Origin of the sequence: Mesorhizobium sp. M0615, assembly GCF_040320805.1 — a bacterium.
Taxonomy (GTDB): Bacteria; Pseudomonadota; Alphaproteobacteria; order Rhizobiales; family Rhizobiaceae; genus Mesorhizobium.
The window spans coordinates 67,869-87,035 of sequence record NZ_JAMYQI010000007.1; the positions used below are offsets into that span (position 1 = coordinate 67,869).

At 64.7% G+C, this 19,167-nt stretch carries 20 protein-coding genes; 12 read left to right on the plus strand and 8 right to left on the minus strand.

Translation table 11 applies throughout. The features are described 5' to 3' along the window. Positions 1-119: 119 nt before the first annotated feature. A complete protein-coding gene (locus tag NKI46_RS13680) occupies positions 120-890 on the minus strand; it encodes an IclR family transcriptional regulator domain-containing protein (RefSeq protein ID WP_023714833.1) in 771 nt (256 codons plus the stop codon). Positions 891-1,006: 116 nt separating this feature from the next. Between NKI46_RS13680 and NKI46_RS13685 the strand changes: the two genes are divergently transcribed. The 3 genes from NKI46_RS13685 to pcaF are packed head-to-tail and all read left to right on the plus strand — an operon-like array spanning position 1,007 to position 3,856. Beyond that, positions 1,007-1,864: a CoA transferase subunit A gene (locus tag NKI46_RS13685; protein ID WP_023733153.1), complete on the plus strand. Its 858-nt coding sequence runs from the start codon at positions 1,007-1,009 to the stop codon at positions 1,862-1,864. Further along, on the plus strand, positions 1,861-2,649 hold the full coding sequence (locus NKI46_RS13690; RefSeq protein WP_352746614.1) for a CoA-transferase subunit beta: 789 nt from the start codon (positions 1,861-1,863) through the stop codon (positions 2,647-2,649). The genes NKI46_RS13685 and NKI46_RS13690 overlap by 4 nt, the downstream gene beginning before the upstream one ends. Position 2,650: 1 nt before the next feature. Then, positions 2,651-3,856, plus strand: coding sequence for a 3-oxoadipyl-CoA thiolase (gene pcaF, locus NKI46_RS13695; RefSeq protein ID WP_352746617.1), 1,206 nt, complete (start codon positions 2,651-2,653; stop codon positions 3,854-3,856). A gap of 13 nt (positions 3,857-3,869) precedes the next feature. Here the strand turns inward: pcaF and pobA are convergent, their stop codons facing one another. The 6 genes from pobA to pcaD are packed head-to-tail and all read right to left on the minus strand — an operon-like array spanning position 3,870 to position 8,688. Further along, positions 3,870-5,042: a 4-hydroxybenzoate 3-monooxygenase gene (pobA, locus tag NKI46_RS13700; RefSeq protein ID WP_352746619.1), complete on the minus strand. Its 1,173-nt coding sequence runs from the start codon at positions 5,040-5,042 to the stop codon at positions 3,870-3,872. Next, on the minus strand, positions 5,042-6,094 hold the full coding sequence (locus tag NKI46_RS13705) for a 3-carboxy-cis,cis-muconate cycloisomerase (RefSeq protein WP_352746621.1): 1,053 nt from the start codon (positions 6,092-6,094) through the stop codon (positions 5,042-5,044). Before NKI46_RS13705 ends, pobA begins: the two co-directional genes overlap by 1 nt. Before the next feature lie 19 nt (positions 6,095-6,113). Next, complete coding sequence (gene pcaG / locus NKI46_RS13710) at positions 6,114-6,728, minus strand: protocatechuate 3,4-dioxygenase subunit alpha (protein ID WP_023685271.1); 615 nt, start codon at positions 6,726-6,728, stop codon at positions 6,114-6,116. After that, entirely contained in the window at positions 6,728-7,483 is a 756-nt protein-coding gene (gene pcaH / locus NKI46_RS13715) for a protocatechuate 3,4-dioxygenase subunit beta (RefSeq protein ID WP_352746624.1), read from the minus strand. Before pcaH ends, pcaG begins: the two co-directional genes overlap by 1 nt. Beyond that, the gene (gene pcaC, locus NKI46_RS13720; protein WP_023685273.1) at positions 7,473-7,886 is read right to left on the minus strand and encodes a 4-carboxymuconolactone decarboxylase; all 414 of its coding nucleotides are present in this window, start codon (positions 7,884-7,886) and stop codon (positions 7,473-7,475) included. The genes pcaH and pcaC overlap by 11 nt, the downstream gene beginning before the upstream one ends. After that, positions 7,879-8,688 (minus strand): 3-oxoadipate enol-lactonase, encoded by an 810-nt coding sequence (pcaD, locus tag NKI46_RS13725; RefSeq protein WP_023687922.1) that lies wholly within the window; start codon positions 8,686-8,688, stop codon positions 7,879-7,881. The genes pcaC and pcaD overlap by 8 nt, the downstream gene beginning before the upstream one ends. A gap of 92 nt (positions 8,689-8,780) precedes the next feature. Between pcaD and pcaQ the strand changes: the two genes are divergently transcribed. The 9 genes from pcaQ (at position 8,781) to NKI46_RS13770 (ending at position 18,329) form a co-directional block, all read left to right on the plus strand. Then, positions 8,781-9,698, plus strand: coding sequence for a pca operon transcription factor PcaQ (pcaQ, locus tag NKI46_RS13730; RefSeq protein WP_023685275.1), 918 nt, complete (start codon positions 8,781-8,783; stop codon positions 9,696-9,698). Positions 9,699-9,974: 276 nt separating this feature from the next. Next, entirely contained in the window at positions 9,975-11,273 is a 1,299-nt protein-coding gene (locus NKI46_RS13735) for an ABC transporter substrate-binding protein (protein WP_023739488.1), read from the plus strand. Positions 11,274-11,362: 89 nt separating this feature from the next. Then, positions 11,363-12,037, plus strand: a complete 675-nt coding sequence (locus NKI46_RS13740; RefSeq protein WP_444848975.1) for an ABC transporter ATP-binding protein — start codon at positions 11,363-11,365, stop codon at positions 12,035-12,037. Continuing rightward, positions 12,034-12,762 carry an ABC transporter ATP-binding protein gene (locus tag NKI46_RS13745; RefSeq protein ID WP_023696244.1) on the plus strand — a complete coding sequence of 243 codons (729 nt, stop codon included), beginning with the start codon at positions 12,034-12,036 and terminating at the stop codon, positions 12,760-12,762. The genes NKI46_RS13740 and NKI46_RS13745 overlap by 4 nt, the downstream gene beginning before the upstream one ends. Continuing rightward, positions 12,759-13,655, plus strand: a complete 897-nt coding sequence (locus NKI46_RS13750) for a branched-chain amino acid ABC transporter permease (RefSeq protein WP_023729446.1) — start codon at positions 12,759-12,761, stop codon at positions 13,653-13,655. Before NKI46_RS13745 ends, NKI46_RS13750 begins: the two co-directional genes overlap by 4 nt. Next, the gene (locus NKI46_RS13755) at positions 13,652-14,716 is read left to right on the plus strand and encodes a branched-chain amino acid ABC transporter permease (RefSeq protein ID WP_023739489.1); all 1,065 of its coding nucleotides are present in this window, start codon (positions 13,652-13,654) and stop codon (positions 14,714-14,716) included. The genes NKI46_RS13750 and NKI46_RS13755 overlap by 4 nt, the downstream gene beginning before the upstream one ends. Before the next feature lie 2 nt (positions 14,717-14,718). Further along, positions 14,719-15,504, plus strand: a complete 786-nt coding sequence (locus NKI46_RS13760) for a coniferyl-alcohol dehydrogenase (protein ID WP_352746787.1) — start codon at positions 14,719-14,721, stop codon at positions 15,502-15,504. A 94-nt stretch (positions 15,505-15,598) separates the two neighbouring features. Beyond that, positions 15,599-17,044, plus strand: a complete 1,446-nt coding sequence (locus NKI46_RS13765) for an aldehyde dehydrogenase (RefSeq protein ID WP_023739491.1) — start codon at positions 15,599-15,601, stop codon at positions 17,042-17,044. A gap of 253 nt (positions 17,045-17,297) precedes the next feature. After that, a complete protein-coding gene (locus NKI46_RS13770; RefSeq protein ID WP_352746626.1) occupies positions 17,298-18,329 on the plus strand; it encodes a hydroxyacid dehydrogenase in 1,032 nt (343 codons plus the stop codon). Between the two features lie 160 nt (positions 18,330-18,489). On the opposite strand, the gene msuE is transcribed toward NKI46_RS13770, so the two are convergent. Then, a complete protein-coding gene (gene msuE / locus NKI46_RS13775) occupies positions 18,490-19,050 on the minus strand; it encodes an FMN reductase (protein ID WP_023687920.1) in 561 nt (186 codons plus the stop codon). Positions 19,051-19,167: the final 117 nt, after the last annotated feature.

The following is a 19,167-nucleotide window of genomic DNA, read 5'->3' on the forward strand; positions in this document are numbered from 1 at the left end:
TGCGTTGTGCTCAGGTGCCCCGGGCATCGTTTGTTCGCATGGCGACGCTAACCGCGCAGGGCGTCGCGTCTCCGAGACAGAGCGGGGGCAGCGCTTCCCTCAGGCGATTAGCCTTGCGCTCACACGAAGAAAAATTCCTCAATCCGTTGCTTGGCCGTCCGCAGCGCTGGCAGGATATCCCGCTCCATCGCCTCGACGGAGAACCGCGCCGACTGCGTCGAGACGTTGATCGCCGCCACGGTCTTGCCGGCGCGGTCATAGATCGGCACCGCTATCGAGCGCAGGCCAAGTTCCAGCTCTTCATCGACGACGGCAAAGCCATCCGCCCTCGCCGCGTCGATGGCCTTGGCCAGCGCGGCGCGGCTGGTGATCGTCTTCGGCGTGCGCCGTTCGATCCTCGCCTCTGCAAGCAAGGCCTTCAGCTCATCCGCGCCCAGCCCCGCAAGCAGGACGCGCCCCATCGAGGTGCAATGCGCCGGCAGCCTGGTGCCGACATCGAGCGAAACGCTGAGGATGCGGCGGCCAGGAATGCGCGCGACATAGACGACTTCCTCGCCCGACAGCACCGCCGCGTTACAGGCCTCGTCGAACTGGGCGGCCACGTCGCGCATGATGGGTGCGGCGAATGTCCACAGCGAGGCGCCGCCGAGCCAGGAGCGCACGATGGTGAGCAGGCGCGGCGATAGCGAAAACTGCCGGCCGGATTGCGTGGCATAGCCGGTCGCGGTTAGCGTCAGCAGGAAGCGACGCGCGCCGGCGCGGGTCAGCCCCGCCTCCTCCGCCATTTCGGTCAGCGTCATCCCGGCCGGATGCCGGGCCAGTATCTCCATGACTGCAAGGCCGCGCTCCAGCGAGCCGACATGGTCGCGTGTCGTTGCCTCGTCCTCCATGCGGCCTCCGCAAGACAATGCGCCGCCTTGACTCGTCTCGGCGGCGCGATGTAAAAATATCTCATACAAAACAAATGTTCGCAATACGAACTTTTTGAACTTCGGAGTTCTTGGCGATGGTCAATTTCCTGCCGCTCAAACAGGCCGTGGCTGAGAACCTGCATGATGGCGATACGGTCGCCTTCGAAGGCTTCACGCATCTGATCCCGACGGCGGCGGCGCATGAGGCCATCCGCCAGGGCTTTCGCGACCTGACGCTCATCCGCATGACCCCCGACCTGATCTACGACCAGATGATCGGCATGGGCATGGCCAAGAAGATCATCTTCTCCTATGTCGGCAATCCCGGCGTCGGCCTGCTGCGCCGCGCCCGCGACGCCATCGAGAACGGCTTCCCCCGGTCGATCGAGATCGAGGAGCACAGCCATGCCGGCATGGCCAACGCCTACGAGGCGGGAGCTGCCGGCCTGCCTTGCGCGGTGTTCCGCGGCTATCGCGGCGCCGGGCTGGCGGCAGTCAATCCCAACATCCGCTCGGTCACCTGCCCGTTCACCGGCGAGGTGCTTGCCGCCGTTCCTTCCATCCGACCGGACGTGACCTTCATCCACGCTCAGAAGGCCGACAAAAAAGGCAATGTTCTGGTCGAAGGCATTATCGGCATCCAGAAGGAAGCGGTGCTCGCGGCCAAGCGCGCCGTGGTGACGGTAGAGGAAGTCGTCGACAATTTCGACGACCTGCATCCCAATCTCACCGTGCTGCCGCGCTGGACCATCGCTGCGATCTCGGTGGTATCAGGCGGTTCGCATCCCTCGTACACGCACGGCTATTATGCGCGCGACAATGCCGCCTATCTCGAATGGGACGACATCGCCGCTGACCGTGAAAAATTCAAGGCCTGGATGCAGGCCAATGTCCTCGAACGCACGGCGGACGATTTCGCTGGCCGCGTAAAGCATCTGAGGAGCGCGGGATGAGCGGCTTTACTCCCAATGAGATGATGACGGTTGCCGCCAGCCGAGCCCTGAAAAACGACGATGTCTGCTTCGTCGGCATCGGTGCGCCGTCGGCCGCCTGCAATGTCGCGCGGCTGACGCATGCGCCCGACATCACGCTGATTTATGAAAGCGGCACCATCGGCACCGCGCCCGATGTTTTGCCGCTGTCGATCGGTGACGGCGAACTTTGCGACACCGCCGTCACGACCGTCTCGGTGCCGGAGATGTTCCGCTACTGGCTGCAGGGCGGGCGCATCTCCATCGGCTTTCTTGGCGCGGCGCAGCTCGACAAGTTCGGCAACATCAACACCACTATCATCGGCGACTATGCGCATCCCAAGACCCGCCTGCCCGGCGGCGGCGGCGCGCCGGAGATCGCCACCTCGTCGAAGGTGATCTACATCACCATGGCGCAGTCCAAGCGCGGCATGGTCGAGAAGATCGACTTCTTCACCTCCTTCGGCCATGGCGATGGCGGCGACCATCGCCAGCGCCTCGGCATCGAGACATCAGGGCCGACGCTGCTGATCACCGACCTTGCCATCTGGAAGCCAGATCCGGTGAGCAAGGAATTCACCGTGGTGTCGTTGCATCCCGGCGCAACGCGGCAGCAGGTGCAGGACAGCTGTGGCTGGATCGTAAAGTTCGCCGAGGCGCTTGACGAAACGCCGGCGCCGACGGAACTCGAGCTGACGACATTGCGCGACCTGCAGGCCCGCACCAAGGCGGCGCATGAGGGAAGCGGAAAAGAAAAGGCCGCATGACATGACCGAGGCATTCATCTGCGATTACATCCGCACCCCGATCGGCCGTTTCGGCGGCTCGCTGTCGTCGGTGCGGGCCGACGATCTTGGCGCCATCCCGCTGAAGGCGCTGGTCGAGCGCAATGCCGGCATCAACTGGCAGGCTGTCGACGACGTCGTCTATGGCTGCGCCAATCAGGCCGGCGAGGACAACCGCAATGTAGCCCGCATGTCGCTGCTCTTGGCCGGGTTGCCCAAGGAAGTTTCGGGCGCGACCGTCAATCGCCTCTGCGGTTCCGGCATGGATGCGCTCACCATTGCCGCCCGCGCCATCAAGGCGGGCGAAGCCGAGTTGATGATCGCCGGCGGCGTCGAATCGATGAGCCGCGCGCCCTTCGTCATGCCCAAGGCCGAGACCGCCTTTTCACGCCATGCCGAGATCCATGACACCACGATTGGCTGGCGCTTCATCAACCCGCTGATGAAGAAACAATATGGCGTCGATTCCATGCCGGAGACCGGCGAGAACGTCGCCGAGGACTTCCAGGTGTCGCGCGCCGACCAGGATGCGTTTGCCGTGCGCAGCCAGGACAAGGCCGTCGCGGCACAGGCCAATGGCCGGCTGGCGAAAGAGATCACCCCGGTGACGATCCCGCAGAAAAAGGGCGATGCGATTATCGTATCGAAGGATGAGCATCCCCGCGCCGGCACCACGGTCGAGTCGCTGGCCAAATTGCCGACGCCGTTCCGGCAAGGTGGCACGGTCACCGCCGGCAACGCATCGGGCGTCAACGATGGCGCGGCGGCGCTGATCATCGCCTCCGAAGCGGCTGTGCAAAAACACGGCCTGACGCCGATCGCCCGCATCCTCGGCGGCGCTGCCGCCGGCGTGGCGCCGCGCATCATGGGCATCGGCCCTGCCCCGGCGACACAAAAGCTCTGCGCTCGCCTCGGCCTGACACCGCAGCAATTCGATGTCATCGAGCTCAACGAAGCTTTCGCCTCCCAAGGGATCGCCGTGCTCCGCCAACTCGGCATCGCCGAGGATGCGGAGCACGTCAACCCCAATGGCGGCGCCATCGCGCTTGGTCATCCCTTGGGCATGTCGGGCGCGCGCATTGCAGGCACGGCTGCGCTGGAGCTTCGCGAGCGCGGCGCCCGCTATGCGCTCGCCACCATGTGCATCGGCGTCGGCCAGGGCATCGCAGTGGCGCTCGAACGGGTTTGAGATCGCACTGCCCTTAATAGGGCAAACCGACATAGTTCTCCGCCAGCGCGGTCGACGCCGCTTGCGAATGCACGAGATAGTCGAGCTCGGCTTCCTGGATGCGCTGGCCGAACTCGCCCGTATCGGGAAAGCGGTGCAGCATCGTCGTCATCCACCAGGAGAAGCGCACCGCCTTCCACACCCGAGCCAGCGCTTTGGCTGAATAGGCGTCGAGCCCGGCCGGCGACTTGTCCAGATAGAATTCGCGAAGCCCGGCAAAGAGATAGCGCACGTCGCTGGCGGCGAGGTTGAGCCCCTTGGCGCCCGTCGGCGGCACGATATGGGCGGCGTCGCCGACCAGGAACAGCCGGCCGAAGCGCATCGGTTCGGCTACGAAGGAGCGCAGCGGCGCGATCGATTTTTCGAAGGACGGGCCGGTAACGACGGCGGCTGCGGTCTGTTCCGGCAGGCGACTGCGCAACTCGTCCCAGAAGCGATCGTCGCTCCAGGACTCGACCTGTTCGTCAGCGGGGACCTGCACATAGTAGCGGCTGCGATGCGTCGACCGCATCGAGCATAGCGCAAAGCCCCGCTCATGGTTGGCGTAGACCAGTTCGTGATCGGCCGGCGGCACTTCGGCCAGCACGCCGAGCCAGCCGAAGGGATAGGTCCGCTCGAAGGTTTTCAGCGCCCGCTCAGGCACCGATTTGCGGCTGACGCCGTGATAGCCATCGCAGCCGGCGATGAAGTCGCAGTCGATGCGATGGCCGACGCCGTCCTTGCTATAGGTGACGTAAGGCGCCTCGCCATCGAAACCATGCAGCGCGACGTTGGCCGCCTCATAGACGGTGGTCAGCCCGGCCGCCTCGCGCTTGTCCATCAGATCGTGCGTCACTTCGGTCTGGCCATAGACGGTGACATGCTTTCCCCCAGTCAGTGCCGTGAGGTCGAGCCGGTGCAGGCCGCCGCCGAAGGCAAGCGAGATGCCGGCATGCAGCAGGCCTTCGGCATGCAGCCTTACAGCTGCGCCCGCCTCTTCAAGCAACTCGACGGTGCCTTGTTCGAGCACCCCTGCCCGCACCCGGCCAAGCACATGCTCCCGGCTCGAACGTTCGAGGATCACCGTCTCGACGCCAATGGTGCCGAGAAGCTGGCCAAGCAGCAGCCCGGACGGTCCGGAGCCGACAATGACAATCCGGGTGCGCATCAGTGTCCCAGGCTTTCGATCTGTCCGGCGAGTTCGGCGGCGAGCCGTAGCGCAGCCGCGGTCGCTATAGCCATTTGCGGCAAGAGCAGCCATTCCAGCGTCCAGGCAGCACCGGAGCGCTCCTGCTCATGCACCAGCGCCTGGTGCATGCCGGAAAGCTGGGTGGCGTTGAAGCGCGCCAGCGTCACCAGCACTTCCGCCTTCACCGGGTTCTGCTTGTGCGGCATGGCCGATGAACCGCCGCCGCCGGACAGCTTGATGTCGGTTCCACCTTGCGCCATCAGCGCAATGTCCTGGCCGAACTTGCCGAGGCTGCCGGTGATGAGCGATAGCAGCCCGGCGAATTCGGCCAGCGCATCCCGCTGGCTGTGCCATTGCGGCGCGTCGCCAAGGCCGAGCTTTGCGGCAAGGGCCGCGCGCACGGCAGGTCCTTTGTCGCCCAGCTTCTCCAGCGTGCCGGCGGCGCCGCCAAACTGCACCACGAGCAGACGCTTGGATTGCTCCGACAGTCTCTGCTGATGCCGTTGCAGCGGCGTGCGCCACACCGCCACGCGGTCCGACGCCTGAATTGGGATCGCCGGCTGCATGCGCGTCATCGCTGTCAATGCACGGCTGCCAAAACGTTCTTCCAGCCCCACCAGCCGCAGAATGTTTTCAGTCAGCAGCAGGTCGAGATGTTCAATGAGCCGGCGCAGCCGAAGCACCAGGCCAGTGTCGATGACGTCCTGGCTGGTTGCGCCGAAATGCACGCCGGCGTCGTGCGGCGCCCCGACCGCTGCCTTCAACTGGCGCACCAGTTCGGGCACGATCACGCCATCCTTCGCCACACCGGCCCGCAGCCGCGCGGTGTCCGGCTTGTATGACAACAGGACAGGTACAATCGCCGCGGCGGCATCCGTGCCGATAGTCCCGCTTTCGGCTTCCGCTTGCGCCAGCGCGCGCTCGAAATCGAGCATGGCGGCGATTTCCGCATCCACCGAAAAATGCCGAGCCGCCTCCTCGTCGCCGAGCAGGCCGGAGAGCAGCGGATGGTCGAAGGGCGATACGGTCATGTCATTGGTTTCCTGACCGTCAGCTGTCGAAGAAGACCGTTTCCTTCTCCCCTTGGAGATGGACGTCGAAAATATAGTTGTCGCCTTGCCGCTCGGCGATCAGCGTCGGCACGCGCACCTTGTGCTCGATGCGGGCCAGGATCGGATCCTCGGCATTGGCCTTGGCCTCGTCGGAGAAATAGAGCCGCGTGTGGAGGCCGATATTGATGCCGCGGGCGACGATCCACAGGCTGATATGCGGCGCCATCAGCCGGCCGTCGCCATACGGCACGCGTCCCGGCTTGATCGTCTGAAAACTGCACAGGCCGGTTTCCATGTCAGTCGGCTGACGGCCCCAGCCCTGAAAATCCGGATCGGCATCGCCGCGCAATTCGGCCGGCGAATTGTAGAAGCCATTGGCATCCGCTTGCCAGATTTCGATCAAGGCATCCCTGAGCGGCGTGCCGGTGCCGTCGAGCACGCGGATGCGCAAACCGATGCGCTCGCCCTTGGTCTTGTCGTTGAGCATCGTCGCGCCGAGGTCTGTCGGATAGACGCCGCCGATACCACCGAAATTCGGCGTCAGCCCGATATGCACGTAGGGCCCGGCGGTCTGCGACGGGCTCTCCTTCAGCCGGGTCAGCGATTGCGCCATCAATTGCCCTCCGGCCGGTTTTCGAACAGCGCGGCGCGGCGCCCGCGCAGCACGATGTCGAACTTGTAGGCGCGCGCGTCGAACGGGATCGTCGCCTGCATGTCGAGCGCCGCGACCAGCGTCTCAACGGCCGCCTTGTCACGGATACCGCGCACGATCGGGCACCGCCAGATCAGCGGGTCGCCCTCGAAATACATCTGCGTGATCAGCCGCTGTGCGAAGCCGTGGCCGAACACCGAGAAATGGATGTGCGATGGCCGCCAGTCATTGGGCCCGTTCGGCCAGGGATAGGGACCGGGCTTCACCGTGCGAAAGGCATAGCCGCCATCGGCATCGGTGATGGTGCGGCCGCAGCCGCCGAAATTCGGATCGAGCGGCGCGAGATAGCCGTCCTTCTTGTGGCGGTAACGGCCGCCTGAATTGGCCTGCCAGAATTCGAGCAGCGCGCCGGAGACGCCCTGGCCGCGCTCGTCGAGCACGCGGCCATAGACGATGATACGCTCGCCGATTGCGCTCTCGCCGGGCTTGGCGAAGTTGTGGATCAGGTCATTGTCGAGTTCGCCGAGCATGGCGTGGCCGAACACCGGACCGGTGATTTCGGACGCCGTGTTGTCGAAGGCCAGCAGCGCCTTTTGCGGCGAGCGCAACACCGACGTCTTGTAGTCGGGCGTCAGCGCCGGCGGATGCCAGCCACGGTCGCGCTGGAAGAAGGCTCCGCTCTCGGGCGTGCGGTTCGAGCCGGCATCAGCTGGCATGGCCAGCCCTGCTTCCGTCCATTTCCGAAAACACCTCCTTGGCGATCCTGAAGGCGCGGTTGGCGGCCGGCACGCCGGCATAGATCGCGACATGCAGGAACGCTTCGCAGATATCGTCGCGCGACGCACCGGTGTTGGCGGTGGCGCGCACATGCATGGCGACCTCTTCATCATGGCCAAGGGCGGCCAGCAGTGCCAGCGTCACGATCGAGCGTTCGCGCCTGCTGAAGCCCGGACGCGCCCACACAGTGCCCCAGGCTGCCTCGGTGATCAGCTCCTGGAACGGCCGGTCGAAATCGGTGACGGCATCCTCGCTGCGATCAACATGCGGGTCGCCGAGCACCGAGCGCCTGACGGTCAGCCCGGTCTGATATCTGGTTTCGTTTTTGGGCAGTTCATCCATGGGTCTGCTTTCTCAGGGGAAGCGCCGCGACGAAATCGCGGATCAGGGTGGTCAGCGCCTTGGGCTGTTCGACGCAAGGGATGTGCGCGGCGTCACGAATGATTTCGAAATGTGCGCCTGGGATCAGATCGGCCAGCCAGCGGACGAGATCCGGCGGCGTCGAGCCGTCCTGGTCGCCAACGACGCAAAGCGTGGGTACCGCGATCCCCTGCGCGGCCTCGGTGAAATCGGCATCGCGCACCGCGGCGCAGGTGCCGACATAGCCGGCGACGGCTTGCCGGGTCATCATGTTCCAGTAGCCGTCGAGCTCGGCGACACGGTCCGCGTGGAAGGCAGGCGTAAACCACATTTTGAGCACGGCATCGGCGATGGCCTGGATACCTTTGCTTTCGACCGTTTCGATGCGGGTGTTCCAGCTGTCGGCCGTGCCGATCTTGTGGGCGGTGTCGCACAGGATGAGGCCGTCGACGATTTCGGGGCGCCGGGCATAAAACCCTTGCGCAATCAGGCCGCCCACCGACAGGCCGCACAGCACCGCATTGTTCAGTTCGAAATGATCGATCAGGCCCGACAGATCATCGACATGCTCGTCGATCGAGCTGACGCCACCAATGTCGGACAGGCCATGGCCGCGCTTGTCGTAGACCAACACAGGCATTTCGCCACCCAGTTCGGACAACACCTCGTCCCAGACGCGGAAGTCGGTGCCCAGCGAATTGATGAACACGATCGGCCGCGCATTTCCCTTCGCCTTGATATGGCGATGGTGCAGCGTGATGCCGCCAATGTTGACGAATGGCACGATTTCGATCCTCCGTGTTCACATTGCACAAGGCATTTGGTTTGGTAAAATGATATTTTACGCCGTTTCATTAACTGCTAGGTTATGAGAACATGTCCGAAAGCCGCATAAGGTTCCGTCACCTGCAGGCATTCCTTGAGGTAGCGCGGCAAGGCAGCGTGGCGAGGGCGGCCGACTTTCTCCATGTCAGCCCACCGGCCGTGACCAAGACGTTGCGCGAATTGGAGGAGGCGCTTGGCATCGCTGTCGTCGAACGCGACGGCCGCGGCATCAGGGTGACACGGCTTGGCGAAATCTTTCTCGGCCATGCCGGCACGGCGATCACGGCACTGAAGCGCGGCGTCGATTCCGTCCGCCAGGACGGCGCCATCAACCGGCATCCGATCCGCATCGGCGCGCTCCCGACAGTGTCGGCCAAGGTGATGCCACGCGCCATAAGCCTGTTCCTGAGTGAAAATACCGGTGCTGCGATCAAGATCGTCACCGGCGAGAACGCGGTCCTGCTGGAACAGTTGCGCGTCGGTGCGCTCGATCTCGTCGTCGGCCGGCTTGCGGCGCCGGAAAACATGACCGGCTTCTTCTTCGAGCATCTCTATTCCGAACCGGTGCTGTTCGTGGTGAGGGCCGGCCATCCGCTGCTGCAGCCGGGCCAGGACATCTTCGCCCGGCTCGATGAATTTCCGGTGCTGATGCCGACGCGGGAATCGGTCATCCGCCCGTTCGTCGACCGCCTGTTCATCACCAACGGCATGACGGCGCCTGCGACCGAGATCGAGACCGTCTCGGATTCCTTCGGCCGTGCCTTCCTGCGCCAAAGCAACGCGGTCTGGATCATATCGACAGGCGTCGTCGCCAACGAACTCTCCAGCGGCGCCTTCGTCGCCTTGCCCGTCAACACCGAGGAAACCAAAGGGCCGGTCGGCCTGACGATGCGGACCGACACTGCGCCTTCGCCGGCCTTCACCATCCTGCTGCAGACCATTCGCGAGGCGGCCAGCCAGAACGCCTGAGCACCTTTCGCCAATCTGGCGCAGAGCGGGCCTTCAGCCGTATTTCCATAACCTGTTGGTTAACGAAACACCGCAAAATATCATTTTACCAAACCAAACACCTAGGGCACTGTGACGATGGGAGGATCGAAATCGTGCCGTTATCGGCATTGGCGGCGTTCCGCTGCCGCCTCAAGGCCTGCCGGGGCGATCTCCGATCTTAAGAACGGGCGGCATCGATTTTGAGCAGGCCGGCGGTGACCTCCAGGTGCCGTCAGGAAAGGGAGGAATACCAGCATGACCTCAAGCAAATCCGGCGTCTCGCGGCGCCAGTTCATCGCCACATCGCTCGCCGGCGGCGCGGCACTTGCGCTCAGCCGCGGCCAGGCCTTCGCGCAGGCCGCCGACACGCTGAAGGTCGGCTTTGTCAGCCCGCGCACCGGGCCGCTCGCCGGCTTCGGCCAGACCGACGGCTATGTGCTCGATCTCGCCCGCAAGGCGCTCGCCAACGGCCTCGACATCGGCGGCAAGAAATACAGTGTCGAGATCATCGACCAGGACACGCAATCCGACCCGTCGCGCGCCGGCCAGCTCGCCAAGGACCTCATCAACAACCAAGCCGTCGACCTGATGCTGGCGGTGTCGACGCCGGAGGTGATCAACCCGGTCGCCGACGCCTGCGAAGCCGCCGGCGTGCCTTGCCTCTCCACCGTCATGCCGTGGGAGGCCTGGTATTTCGGCCGCGGCGCCAAGCCCGGCGAACCCTCGCCGTTCAAATGGACCTATCATTTCGGCTTCGGCGTCGACGAGTTCTTCCGGACCTACATCTCGCAATGGAACCTGATCGAGACCAACAAGAAGGTCGGCGTCATGTACCCCAACGACGCAGACGGCAATGCCATCCGCACCCATCTGGCGCCGTTGCTGGCAAAGCAGGGTTTCACCATCGTCGATCCCGGCGCCTACGAGACCGGCACCACCGACTATTCCTCGCAGATCGCGCTGTTCAAGCAGGAAGGCGTCGAGATCTTCAACTCCTTCCCGATCCCGCCGGACTTCGCCGCCTTCTGGCGTCAGGCTGCACAGCAAGGCCTGATCAAGCAGATCAAGATCTGCCAGGTCGCCAAGACCGGGCTGTTCCCGTCCGACATCGAGGCGCTCGGCGATCTCGGCAACAAGATTTCGAGCGCCGCTTACTGGCACAAGGCCTTCCCCTACAAGTCGCCGCTGACCGGCGTTTCGGGGACCGAACTGGCCGACGGTTATGAGGCCGCCAGCGGCAAGCAATGGACGCAGCAGCTCGGCGCCTCGATGTCGCTGCTCGACGCCGGCTTCGAGGCCCTGAAGGCAAGCACCGACGCCAAGGACAAGGCGGCCGTCGCCAAGGCGCTGAGCACGCTCAACACCGAGACCATGATCGGCAAGGTCGACTTCACCAGCGGCCCGGTCGCCAATGTCTCTCCCGGCCCGATCATCGGCACCCAATGGGTGGCGGCCAAGGAAGGCGGCAAATTCCCGCTCGACTACGTCGTGACCGAGAACGCCACCGACCCGAAGGTTCCGGTCGAGGCCAAGCTCCAGCCGTATAACGGCTGACGGACGGCTACGGGGGTCGCATCGTGAACGGTTCAGCAAACGCCGCGATCCTCCGCGCTGCCGGCATCCAGAAACGCTTCGGCGCGCTGGTGGTGCTCGACGATGTCGACTTCGCCATGAATGCCGCTGAGGCCGTCGGCATCGTCGGCCCGAACGGCGCCGGCAAGACGACGCTGCTCAGCATCTTGTCAGGCGCCTTCCCGCCGAGCGCCGGCACGGTCGCCTTCAAGGGCGGCGACGTGACGGCGCTGCCGGCCACGGCGCGCTGTCGTCTCGGCCTGGTGCGCACGCACCAGGTGCCGAAACCGTTCAGCGGCATGACCACGTTCGAAAACGTCTTCGTCGCCGCGTCGCATGGGGCGGGTCTCGCCCGCGACGAGGCCTATGAAGCGGCGTTGGCGTCGCTGAAACTGTGCGGCATGCTGGGCGTCGCCAACCGACGCGCCGAGACACTCGGCCTGCTCGACCGCAAGCGGCTGGAACTGGCCCGCGCGCTTGCCGCAAGGCCGACCCTGCTTCTGCTCGACGAGATCGGCGGCGGACTGACCGATGGCGAGGCGAGCGAACTCGTCGATACCATCAAGGAATTGCGCCGCCGCAAGATCGGCATCGTCTGGATCGAGCACATCGTCCACATCCTGCTGCAGGTGGCCGAGCGGCTGATCTGCATGGATGCCGGAAAGATCATTGCCGATGGCGAGCCGCAAGCCGTGATGGCCGATCCCGAAGTCGTGCGCGCCTATCTCGGTGGAGGCCCGAAATGAGCCTGCTCGCAATCGAGAATCTGGTCGTCCGCCACGGCCTGTTGCAGGCGGTGCGCGGTGTGAGCTTTACGATCGAGCGCCGCGAAACGCTGGCGCTGGTCGGCGCCAACGGCGCCGGCAAGACGACGCTGCTGCGGGCAATCGCCGGCGCGCATCAGCCGACTGCCGGCCGTGTGCTGCTGGACAGCGCCGACATCACCGGCGTGCCGTCGCACAAGCGCGTCGGCATGGGTGTGGCGCTGGTGCCGGAAGGACGAAAGCTGTTCGTGCAGATGACGGTCGAGGAGAACCTTCTGCTCGGCAAGACCGCCGGCCGGCCCGGCGACTGGAGCGTGGAAAGGGTGCTCGACACGTTCCCCAATCTGAAGCCGCGCCGCCACGCCAAGACCGGGCATCTCTCCGGTGGCGAGCAGCAGGCCACCGCCATCGGCCGCGCGTTGATGAGCAATCCGGAGCTGCTGCTGCTCGACGAGGTCTCGCTCGGCCTGTCGCCGCTGGTGGTCGATCGCGTCTACGCTTCGCTGCAAGGGCTGATCAGCTCCGGCACGACGATCATCCTGGTCGAACAGGACCTCAATCGCGCGCTCTCGGTCTCGGACAAGGTCATCTGCATGCTCGAAGGACGCGTCGCGCTGGAAGGCCCGAGCAAGGGCATGTCCCGCGATGAAGTGACGAAAGCCTATTTCGGCCTGCACAGAAAAAGCGCCGGGAGTGTGCCGGCATGAGCAACCAGATCGTCCAGGGCATCCTGCTCGGCGGCTACTACGCGCTGATCGCCTGCGGCCTCTCCTTCATGTTTTCGGTGATGCGCATCATCAACCTCGCGCATGGCAGCCTGGCCGTGTTTTCCGCCTACGCGCTGTGGTGGCTCGCCTCGCAATTCCATATCTCGCCCTTCGTCGGCCTGCTCATCGTGCTGCCGCTGATGGCGGCCATCGGCTGGGCGCTGCAGCGCTTCCTGCTCGAGCGCAGCGCCCGCGGAGGCGCGCTGCTGCCGATCCTGACCACGTTCGGCCTCGCCATCGTCATCGACAATGCGCTGTTCGAGCAGTTCGGCGCCGACACACGTTCGCTGGCGCCCTATATCGGCAGCCTCTCCTACGATTCCTGGGAATGGCCGGGCAGCATCTATGTCGGCAAGCTTGCCGTGATCATGTTCGCCGCCGCCGTCATATTGCTTGGCGGACTGCAGCTGTTCCTTACCAACACCAGGCTTGGCCGCTCGATCCGCGCCACGTCGGAAGATCCCGACACGGCCGGTCTCGTCGGCGTCGATGCGCGCCGCGCCAACGCCCTCGCCGCCGCCATCGCCATGGTCACGGTCGGTCTTGCCGGTGCCTTCCTCGGCATGCGCGCCACCTTCGATCCCTATACCGGCGCACCTCAATTGCTGTTCGCTTTCGAGGCGGCGGTGATCGGCGGCGCCGGTTCGCTATGGGGCACGCTGGTCGGCGGCATCGTTCTGGCGCTCGCCCAGACGCTCGGCGCGCAGATCCATCCGCAAGGTTTTCTGATCGGCGGCCATGTCGCCTTCCTGATCGTGCTGTTCATCCGGCTCTCCACCTCCGGCCTCGGCCTGCGCGGCCTGCTGCGCCTGCCCGCGAGGAAAGCATCATGAGCGCGGTTTTAAACGCCCCCGTTATCGAGCGCGGCACCTCCGCCTCGCGCATCTCGGCGATTGCGGTCGTCGTCATCATCGCGCTACTTGGCGTCGCGCCGCATTTCCTTTCGGCCGGCGCCGTCGACCGCGTGACCGCCTTGTTCATCTATGTGATCCTGGCGGCGATGTGGAACGCGCTGGCCGGCTTCGGCGGGCTGGTTTCGGTGGGACAGCAAGTGTTCTTCGGCCTCGGCGCCTATTTCACCATCCGCCTGGCCGATGCCGGCCTCAACCCGTTCGCTTCGCTGTTCGTCTCCGCGATCATTGTCGGCGCGATCTCCTGGCCGATGTCGCTGTTCATGCTGCGGCTCAGGAACGGCGAGTTCGCCATCGGCATGTGGGTGATCGCGGCGCTCACCCATCTCCTGGTCAATCTCGACCGGCTGGTGCAAGGCGAGACCGGGACGTCGCTGATCTCGCTCAACGTCTATGACGCCGGCGTCAGGCGGGCGACGATCTACTGGCTGGCGTTGGCCGCGATGACGGCGCTGCTCGCCACCCTGTTTAGCCTGCTGCGTGGCAGCACAGGTGCGGCCATCCGCGCCATCAGGGACAATGAGGAGGCCGCGGCATCGGTCGGCGTGCGCGTCACCGGAACCAAGCGGCTGCTCTTCGTGCTCGCCGCCTTCGGCATCGGCATGGCCGGCGCGCTGTGGTTGGCCACGTCGATCACCTTCCAGCCGAAAACCTACTTCAACGTCCAGTGGACCGCCTACATGATCTTCATGGTGCTGGTCGGCGGCATCGGCACCTTCGAGGGCGCCATTCTGGGTGCGCTGCTGTTCTTCCTCATCGAGACCTGGTTCGGCGGCACCGGCGTCTGGTATCTGATCGGCCTTGGCGCCACGGCGGTGCTGTTCTCGCTCTTCCTGCCGCGCGGCCTGTGGGGAACGCTGGAGGAGCGCTTTGGCCTGCGCCTGCTGCCGGTCGGCTACCGTGTCAGGCTCCCGCCAAACGCCGCAGATGGCGACGCCACGCCTTCGCCGCAACAGACCGCAACACATAGTGAAAAGGCGTGACCATGCTGTTCGGCAAGACCATCCTCATCACCGGTGTCGCGTCCGGTATCGGCGCCCGCACCGCGGAACTTGCCGGCCAACTGGGCGCTGACGTGATCGGCGTCGACGTGCGTGAACCTGCCGCACCGGTCGGCTTCTTCGTCAAGGCCGACATCTCGTTCAAGGCCGGCGTCGTCGATCTCATCGGGCGCCTGCCGGAGCGCATCGATGCGCTCTGCAATGTCGCCGGCCTCCCCGGCAACACCGGTGCGGTGTCGACACTGACCGTCAACTTCTACGGCCTGCGCGCGCTCTCGGAAGGCCTCGCACCAAGACTTCGTGAAGGCGGCGCCGTGGTCAACGTCGCCTCGATCGCCGGCTATGGCTGGCGCGCCAATCTCAACCGCGCGGCATCGATGATCGGCATCGAAGGCTTTCCCGATGTGGCGGAGGTGGTCGCCGACCATCAGGTGAAGAACGAGGAAGGCTATTCCGTTTCCAAGGAACTGCTGCTGTTGTGGACGCAGCGCGCCGCACATCAGGACCTGTTCAGGAGCCGCGGCATCCGCGTCAATGCAGTGAGCCCCGGCCCGGTCGAGACGCCGATCCTCAAACAGTTCCGCAATGTGCTGGGTGACGCCCGCGTCGACAGCGACATCGCCAGGGTCGGGCGCGCCGGAACCTCGGGCGACATCGCGCCTGTCGTGCTGTTCCTGTGGTCGGACGGCGCACGCTGGGTCAACGGCGCCAATGTGCCGGTTGACGGTGGGCTTGAAGCATCGATCAATGCCGAGGTGCTCGGCTTCTAGACCATGATCCCGAAAAGTGGGAGCCGGTGTTCGGATCAGATCGTGGTCGATAATAGATAGAAAAGACGCTCGACGGCGAGCGAGGGAGAGAACAATGGACATCGGACTTCTGATCGACGGCGACAAAAGGGATGCGTCAGGCTCCGCCTCTTACGAGCGCATGGACCCGTTCACCGGCAAGCTGGCCACCCGCGCTGCCGCAGCCAGCATCGCCGACGCCAATGCCGCGGTGGAAGCCGCGGCCCTCGCCTTCAAGAGCTGGTCGAAGACCGGACCGGGCGAGCGCCGCGCTTTTCTGTCCAAGGCGGCCGATGTCATGGACTCCAAGGTCGGCGAATTCACCAGATTGATGATGGAAGAAACCGGCGCCACCGGCCCCTGGGCCGGCTTCAACGTCATGCTCGCCGCCAAAATGCTGCGCGAGGCAGCCGCCATGACGACGCAGATTTCGGGCGAGGTCATTCCCTCCGACAAGCCCGGCACGCTGGCCATGGCGATCCGCCAGCCGGCCGGCGTCTGCCTCGGCATCGCGCCGTGGAATGCACCGGTCATCCTCGGAACCCGTGCCATCGCCATGCCGATCGCCTGCGGCAACACGGTTGTGCTGAAAGCTTCGGAAATGTGCCCAGGCACACACCGGCTGATCGGCCAGGTGCTGGTCGAGGCCGGCCTGCCCAAGGGCGTCATCAATGTCGTCACCAATGACCCCAAGGACGCAGCGGCAATCGTCGAGGCACTGGTCGCGCACCCTGCAGTCAGGCGTGTCAACTTCACCGGCTCGACCAAGGTCGGCAGAATCATTGCCGAACTCGCCGGCCGTCACTTGAAGCCGGCGCTGCTCGAACTCGGCGGCAAGGCGCCGCTGGTCGTGCTCGACGATGCCGACATCGATGCGGCGGTCAATGCGGCGACCTTCGGCGCCTACATGCATCAGGGCCAGATCTGCATGTCGACCGAGCGTCTGGTCGTCGATGAAAAGGTCGCCGACGAGTTCGTCGCCAAGCTCGCCGCCCGCGCGGCGCAGCTGCCTGCCGGTGACCCGCGCGGCCATGTCGTGCTCGGTTCGCTGATCAGCAGCCAGGCCGCCGACAAGATGGAAGAACTGGTTGCCGACGCCGTCGCCAAGGGCGCCAGGCTTGTGGCCGGCGGCAAGCGCACCGGAACCGTGGTCGAGGCGACATTGCTCGACCACGTGACGCCGGCGATGCGCGTCTATTCGGAAGAATCCTTCGGCCCGGTCAAGCCGGTGATCCGCGTCAAGGGCGAGGACGAAGCGGTATGTGTCGCCAACGATACCGAATACGGCCTGTCCTCGGCCGTGTTCAGCCGCGACATCCGCCGTGCCATGGCGGTTGCCGCGCGCATCGAAGCCGGTATCTGCCACATCAACGGCCCGACCGTCGGCGACGAGGCGCAAATGCCGTTCGGCGGCGTCAAGGGTTCAGGCTACGGCCGCTTCGGCGGCAAGGCCTCGATCGCCGAGTTCACCGACCTGCGCTGGCTGACGATCGAGGATCCGGGGCAGCACTATCCGTTTTGACTGCACCTTCTCTCACAGGGGGAGAAGGAAAGGAGCCCTCAGGGCCGTTGCCTGGCGAGCCAACGGATTCCCGCATCAAAACCCGGCAAGGCTCGAGCCGCGCGATCGGCGGCCCCTCCCGGAGTTGTAAATCGTTTGATGGTGGGTATTTTACCCCTCAAGCACATGCCGCCGGAAAGCGGCAAGTGGTTTTGGGACTACCACAAGTGCAAAGCAAAATACGCGATGCGGATCGCGCCGGGGAGGAATCGTCATGCCAAACAAGGCCTTGCCGCTGGTCATCAGCGCGCCGGAACCACGCACGCTCGACCTGATCTTCACCCCACCGCAGCTGGCGCGCCTCAAGGCGCATTACCGCGTCGTCGAGACGACGGCCGAGGGCGTGGCGAACTTGCCCGCCGACGTGCTTGCCGAAGCCCGCTATATTATCGGCCAGCCGCCGATCTCGCCCGAGACCTTGGACCGGATGCAGGCGCTGCGTTGCGTCTTCAATGTCGAGACCAACCTCATCAACAACATGCCCTATGAGACGCTGTTTGCGCGCGGCATCCATGTCGTCACCACCGGCCTCGTCTTCGCCGAGCCGGTGGCCGAGCTTGGCCTCGCCATGGCGCTCAACCTCGCCCGCAACATCGTCGATGCTGACCTCGCCTTCCGCAAAGGCGAGGAGCTGTGGGGCGGTGACGGCAATTTGACGGCGCGGCTTCTGTCCGGCGCCGATGTCGGCATCATCGGCTTCGGCGATCTCGGCCGTGCGCTCAACCGACTGCTGTCGGGTTTTCGCACCCGCACCAAGGTCTTCGACCCTTGGCTGCCGCCGTCGATCCTGATCGACAATGGCGTCGAGCCGGCCTCGCTGGCCGAGGTGCTGACATCAAGCGATTTCGTCTTCGTCGTCGCTTCGGTGACCTCGGAGAACCAGGGTTTCCTCGGCGCTGAGGCCTTTGCAAGTATGCGCAAGGGCGCCGCCTTCATCCTGCTCAGCCGCGCCGGCGTCGTCGACTTCCCTGCCCTGATGGCGGCGGTGAAAAGCGGCCACATCGTCGCCGCCAGCGATGTCTTCCCTGAAGAACCGCTGGCGCAGGACCATCCGGTCCGTGCGATCCCCGGCTTCCTGCGCTCCGCCCACCGCGCCGGTGCGCTTGACATCGCCTTCAAGCGCATGGGCGACATGGTTCTGGAAGACATGGACCTGATCGACCGTGGCCTGCCGCCGCTGCGCTCCAAGCGCGCCGAGCGCGAGACCGTGTCAAGGATGCGTTCGAAGCCGGCGGACAGGAACTAGTTATCGCGATAAATCCGTCTGAAATGGATTTCGGAGTTGGCCAAGCCGCGTTGTCATCGTCGCTCAGGATGACCGCAAGCGCGGGAACCTTTGCACGGCGATACCCCGCCAGGCCTGGCCGGCGGGGTATTGATTTGCGGATGACGTAAAAATCTGCGTGCTATCCGGCAGCAACGCCGGCTGCCGAGCGATTGGCCAGCACCAGCCCGACCTCGCCGACAACCTGATCGACGCGCTTCAGGATGGGTTCGGCCCGCAGCACGCCGTCGGAAAAGTCCTTGTCCGTGGCATAGACCCCTGTCGGCAGCGTCAGCGCCTCGAAGAAGCCGAACAGCGGCCGCAACTGGTGCTCGACGATCAACGCGTGGCGATCGTTACCGCCGGTGGCAAGCAGCACCACCGGCTTACCGCGCAAGGAAGCGGGATCGAACAGATCGAAGAAGTGCTTGAACAGGCCGGTGTAGCTGCCCTTGTAGGTCGGCGACCCCACCACCAGCACATCGGCATTGACGACGCTGTCGAAGATTGCCCGCGCCTGACCGTCGAGATCGCGCGCCCATTTGGCAGCGCCGAGCGACGGGCCGAGGTCTTCGATGTCATAGGTGCTCGCCGACAGGCCATGCTGGCGCGCAATATCCCTGACAACCTGGTCGACGAAACCGCGCGTCTTGGACGGCCTAGTGAAATTGCCGGAAAACCCGACGACGGTTGGATTGGGCATATTCTGGCACCTCTTGCGCGGCGCGCAGGCCCGCTTCATACCGCATGTTTACAGGCTTGCGCCTGCAGCAAGAAGCAAATGACTGACCTTGCAGCACCATAGTGAGGAATTTTTTTC

Coding starts and splice junctions, on each gene's coding strand:
- NKI46_RS13680 (WP_023714833.1), bottom strand. CDS start 890: ATGGAGGACGAGGCAACGACACGCGACCATGTCGGCTCGCTGGAGCGC.
- NKI46_RS13685 (WP_023733153.1), top strand. CDS start 1,007: ATGGTCAATTTCCTGCCGCTCAAACAGGCCGTGGCTGAGAACCTGCAT.
- NKI46_RS13690 (WP_352746614.1), top strand. CDS start 1,861: ATGAGCGGCTTTACTCCCAATGAGATGATGACGGTTGCCGCCAGCCGA.
- pcaF (WP_352746617.1), top strand. CDS start 2,651: ATGACCGAGGCATTCATCTGCGATTACATCCGCACCCCGATCGGCCGT.
- pobA (WP_352746619.1), bottom strand. CDS start 5,042: ATGCGCACCCGGATTGTCATTGTCGGCTCCGGACCGTCCGGGCTGCTG.
- NKI46_RS13705 (WP_352746621.1), bottom strand. CDS start 6,094: ATGACCGTATCGCCCTTCGACCATCCGCTGCTCTCCGGCCTGCTCGGC.
- pcaG (WP_023685271.1), bottom strand. CDS start 6,728: ATGGCGCAATCGCTGACCCGGCTGAAGGAGAGCCCGTCGCAGACCGCC.
- pcaH (WP_352746624.1), bottom strand. CDS start 7,483: ATGCCAGCTGATGCCGGCTCGAACCGCACGCCCGAGAGCGGAGCCTTC.
- pcaC (WP_023685273.1), bottom strand. CDS start 7,886: ATGGATGAACTGCCCAAAAACGAAACCAGATATCAGACCGGGCTGACC.
- pcaQ (WP_023685275.1), top strand. CDS start 8,781: ATGTCCGAAAGCCGCATAAGGTTCCGTCACCTGCAGGCATTCCTTGAG.
- NKI46_RS13735 (WP_023739488.1), top strand. CDS start 9,975: ATGACCTCAAGCAAATCCGGCGTCTCGCGGCGCCAGTTCATCGCCACA.
- NKI46_RS13745 (WP_023696244.1), top strand. CDS start 12,034: ATGAGCCTGCTCGCAATCGAGAATCTGGTCGTCCGCCACGGCCTGTTG.
- NKI46_RS13750 (WP_023729446.1), top strand. CDS start 12,759: ATGAGCAACCAGATCGTCCAGGGCATCCTGCTCGGCGGCTACTACGCG.
- NKI46_RS13755 (WP_023739489.1), top strand. CDS start 13,652: ATGAGCGCGGTTTTAAACGCCCCCGTTATCGAGCGCGGCACCTCCGCC.
- NKI46_RS13760 (WP_352746787.1), top strand. CDS start 14,719: ATGCTGTTCGGCAAGACCATCCTCATCACCGGTGTCGCGTCCGGTATC.
- NKI46_RS13765 (WP_023739491.1), top strand. CDS start 15,599: ATGGACATCGGACTTCTGATCGACGGCGACAAAAGGGATGCGTCAGGC.
- NKI46_RS13770 (WP_352746626.1), top strand. CDS start 17,298: ATGCCAAACAAGGCCTTGCCGCTGGTCATCAGCGCGCCGGAACCACGC.
- msuE (WP_023687920.1), bottom strand. CDS start 19,050: ATGCCCAATCCAACCGTCGTCGGGTTTTCCGGCAATTTCACTAGGCCG.